At 55.0% G+C, this 4,295-nt stretch carries 3 protein-coding genes; all 3 read left to right on the forward strand.

From position 1 onward, the window contains the following. Positions 1-56 precede the first annotated feature (56 nt). Complete coding sequence (locus tag WBC85_RS08350) at positions 57-1,079, forward strand: replication initiator protein A (RefSeq protein WP_424435198.1); 1,023 nt, start codon at positions 57-59, stop codon at positions 1,077-1,079. Positions 1,080-1,177: 98 nt separating this feature from the next. Continuing rightward, entirely contained in the window at positions 1,178-3,058 is a 1,881-nt protein-coding gene (locus tag WBC85_RS08355; protein WP_424435201.1) for a polysaccharide biosynthesis protein, read from the forward strand. Between the two features lie 211 nt (positions 3,059-3,269). Beyond that, positions 3,270-4,295, forward strand: a 1,026-nt coding sequence (wecB, locus tag WBC85_RS08360) for a non-hydrolyzing UDP-N-acetylglucosamine 2-epimerase (protein WP_424435204.1), incomplete at its 3' end; no start/stop codon positions are given.

The following is a 4,295-nucleotide window of genomic DNA, read 5'->3' on the forward strand; positions in this document are numbered from 1 at the left end:
GTTGAGATTTGCCCGTGTAATGAGGCAGGCCGCGCAAACGGGGCGAGAGCAGTATAATGGCAAACACATCTCCGGCTTTCGGACTGGCACCCGAGCGGCATCCCACGCGCGATTTCTTTGTGTGCGACATCTTTGCGGCCCTGCCCAAGGATGACATGGCGAGCATGGAACACCCGATCTTCTCGCTCTCCACGCGGCCCGATAAGCGCATCCTGAATTACGCGCATAACGGCACGGAAATTACGGTGGTGCCCTCGGTCAAGGGGTTGGCGACGCTGCACGACAAAGACATCCTGATTTACTGCATCTCGCAGCTGATGGCGGCGCTGAATGCGGGGCGGGAGATTTCGCGCAAGCTAACGCTGAAGGCGCATGATCTGTTGGTGGCGACGAACCGTGAAACGTCGGGCGATGGCTACAAGCGTCTGCGCGATGCGTTCGAGCGTTTGGTCGGCACGCGCATCACCACCAATATGGAAACTGGCGGGCATGAGGTGACCACGGGTTTCGGTCTGATCGAGAGCTGGCAAATTGTGCGTGCCTCCAAAGGCGGGCGGATGGTCTCGGTCTCGGTGGTTCTTTCGGAGTGGCTGTTTAGGGCAGTTGAAAGCAAATCGGTGCTGACGCTATCGACGGATTATTTCCGTCTGCGCAAACCTTTGGAGCGGCGGATTTACGAGTTGGCGCGCAAACATTGCGGACGGCAAAAATCATGGCGTGTGTCTGTGGAGGTGCTGTTGAAGAAATCCGGCTCTGCATCGCCTCGCCGTGTGTTCCGTAAAATGATCCGCGATATGATCGCAGCCGATCATTTGCCGGATTATGAGATGAGTGAAGAAGAGGGCGATTTGATCCGGTTTACTGCGCGTGGGGCGGTGCTGGACGACGGCCTGCAATTGCCGCCTTTGTCGAGTGATGCGATAGAAGCCGCGCGCGCCTTGGCACCTGGTTTGGACATCTATGTGCTGGAAGCCGAGTGGCGCGAGTACTGGATGCGCTCCGGCAAGCCGAGGCTTAGGTCAGCGGACGCGGCGTTTGTGGGGTTTGTGAAGGCGCGGGGGGAAGGTGGCAGGAAATAGGGCGGCTTTCTTCGCATGTGCTGCTGGGTGCTGGCGATCTACCTATAGGCAGTGTATTCTGCAACTGTAATTTATTTTGAATCAATTGGACTGCATTGATGTATCAATTTTTGATGGGCCAGCGGCGCAGCACGAAACAGATGTTTTGGCTGGCGCTTGATACTGCCTTGGTCCCAATCTGCCTCTATCTGGCGTTTGCGCTGCGGTTGGGCACATTTACGCCCTTTGCTTACGCAAATCCTTCGCCTTGGCTTTTTGTTACGATGACAGCAGCAGGCTTTGCGGCGAGTTATATGTTTCAGTTGCACCGGATCAAATTGCATGCGCTTGAACGTAACGCAATGTTGCGGATCGGCTTGGTCGCGGGTGCGTTGACCGTGAGTGCAATTGTGCTCAGTTACCTCCTAGAGATATGGGCACCACGGTCCGTGCCACTTATTTTGGGCGTGCTGCTTTTTTGTGTGATGTTGCTTGCGCGTCTTGGAATTTTGGCAGCTTTGCATTTTCTAGAAACATTGGGTGGACAAAAAACTCCAGTGGCAATTTACGGGGCAGGCGCGGCGGGCATACAACTTGCCTCTGCCTTGCGGCAATCCGCAGAGCTTTCGCCGCGCGCCTTCATTGATGACAATCCAGCGCTGCGCGGGCTTATCGTTTCGGGGCTACGTGTGCAAAGCCCTGATATGCTCAAATCGCTTGTCGAGCGTGGCAAGATCGAGCGCGTGCTGCTCGCCATGCCTTCGATTTCCAGAGGACAGCAGGAAGCGATCCTGACCCGTCTGGCGGAGCTGCCGTGCGACGTACAAGTGTTGCCATCCTATGTGGACCTGATTTCCGGCAAGGCAGGTATGAATGAACTTCGCACAGTGACGCCGGATGCGTTACTTGGGCGCGACAAGGTCGATCTGGATATTCCGGACGTGGCCAAGACCTATGCGAGACGTGTGGTGATGGTGACCGGGGCAGGTGGGTCGATTGGATCGGAGCTCTGCCGCCAGTTGGTCGGGACCTCGCCTGCGCATATTGTTCTGTTTGAACGCTCGGAATTTGCCCTTTACGAAATTGATCGCGAGTTGCGCCCATTGGCCGAAGCGGCAGGGATCACTGTAACCACACGTCTTGGTTCTGTGGTGGACGCGCGTCGCGTTGCAGAGGTGATGCGTGAGACCGGCACAGAAATAGTACTCCACGCCGCCGCCTACAAACACGTGCCGCTGGTCGAGGAAAACGAGCTGGAAGGTGCGCGCAACAACGTGCTGGGCACCCAAGTTGTGGCCGAGGCCGCGCAGACGCAGGGCTGCGAGCGTTTCATTCTGATTTCCACCGACAAGGCGGTGCGTCCGACCAATATCATGGGGGCTACCAAACGCATGGCCGAGCTGGTGGTTCAGGATTTGCAAACCCGCTCCAGCGGCACGAAATTTTCCATGGTGCGGTTCGGCAATGTGCTGGGATCTTCGGGATCGGTGCTGCCGCTGTTTGAGCGGCAGATCCGTCGCGGCGGGCCGGTGACGGTGACCCATCCCGAAGTCACGCGCTTCTTCATGACCATCACGGAGGCCGCGCGCCTGGTGCTGTTGGCGGGGGCCTACGCGACGGGGGGAGATGTGTTCGTGCTGGACATGGGCGAACCGATGAAGATCCTAGATATAGCGCGCCGCATGATTGAGCTTTCGGGACGGTCAGTGATGGAGGGTGGTGCAGGCGAGATCGAGATCAAGATCACCGGTCTGCGCCCGGGTGAGAAGCTTTACGAAGAATTGCTGATCGACGATGACAGCCTGCGCACAACGCCCCACGAGAAAATTTTGCGTGCAGAAGAGATTATGCTGAGCCAAGTTGAAGTGGCGGGGATGTTGCGAGAGCTGAATCGAGTTTTGGAGGGCGACGACGTCAAAGCTCTTCGCACTTTGATTAGTGTACGTGTTGATGGCTATCACGTGCTTGATTCACAGCACGCTAGTGTGCTTCCCGTATGATCTAACCAGCGTAGTTCTGCTAAGGAGTGGCTTGATCATGGCTCACATATAAATCGGGTTGTAATTTCCAGACGGAATTCCCATACAACCCTCGTAGTCTAGGCTCCTCTAACTTTGAGTGGATGGCATGTCAAATCGTGTTTATTAAGCTTCTTGCGAAATGGAATTTAGCTGTCACCTCTTCTCTTTCTCGTCAGGCATAGTTTTAGAAATGGCTCAAACAATACTCTCCGTTTTCGGAACGCGCCCGGAAGCTATAAAAATGGCGCCGTTGGTTACATCCTTGCAACGTGATGATCGTTTTGAATCCGTTTTATGCATCACTGCGCAACACCGCCAAATGCTTGATCAAGTGTTGAATCTGTTCGGGCTGGTGCCCGATCATGATCTTGACATTATGAGCCCTGGCCAAAGCTTGCATCATATCACATCGAAAATCCTGACCGGATTGCAGCCGATATTAGAGGCTAGAAAACCCGACGTGATCCTCGTGCATGGAGATACGGCCACAACCTTTGCGGCCACGCTTGCTGGGTATTATGCGCAAATTCCTGTCGGGCATGTAGAGGCTGGTTTGCGCACTGGCAATATTTATTCCCCTTGGCCCGAAGAGGGCAACCGCAAATTGACAGGTGCGCTTAGTACTTTCCATTTTGCCCCTACTTCGAAGGCACGTGAGAACCTGTTAGCTGAGAATGTTGCACCGGAACATATCCATGTGACCGGCAATACCGTGGTGGATGCTTTGCTGAGCGTTCAGAAGCGCCTTGAGACTGATGCGGCGTTGCAGGCGCAGATGGCGGCGCAGTTCACTTTTTTGGATCCGAACAAGCGGATGATTTTGGTTACCGGCCACAGGCGTGAAAGTTTCGGTGGCGGTTTTGAGCAGATTTGCGCAGCGCTTGCACAGATTTGTAAATCCCATCCCGATGTTCTGATCGTATATCCGGTACATTTGAATCCCAACGTGCAAGAGCCGGTGAACCGGCTTTTGGCCGACATTGATAACATCCACTTGATTGAACCGCTGGACTATCTGCCCTTTGTCTATTTGATGACGCGCTCCTGCCTCATTCTAACCGATTCTGGCGGTATTCAGGAAGAAGCGCCATCCTTGGGTAAACCGGTTCTGGTCATGCGTGACACGACCGAGCGTCCCGAAGCGGTTGCTGCGGGCACCGTGCGCTTGGTCGGCACAGACACAAATGTCATTGTTGCCCAGACCAAGCGTCTGTTG

The sequence above is a fragment of the Planktotalea sp. genome (assembly GCF_049680325.1).
Classification (GTDB): Bacteria; Pseudomonadota; Alphaproteobacteria; order Rhodobacterales; family Rhodobacteraceae; genus Planktotalea.

Coding starts and splice junctions, on each gene's coding strand:
- WBC85_RS08350 (WP_424435198.1), top strand. CDS start 57: ATGGCAAACACATCTCCGGCTTTCGGACTGGCACCCGAGCGGCATCCC.
- WBC85_RS08355 (WP_424435201.1), top strand. CDS start 1,178: ATGTATCAATTTTTGATGGGCCAGCGGCGCAGCACGAAACAGATGTTT.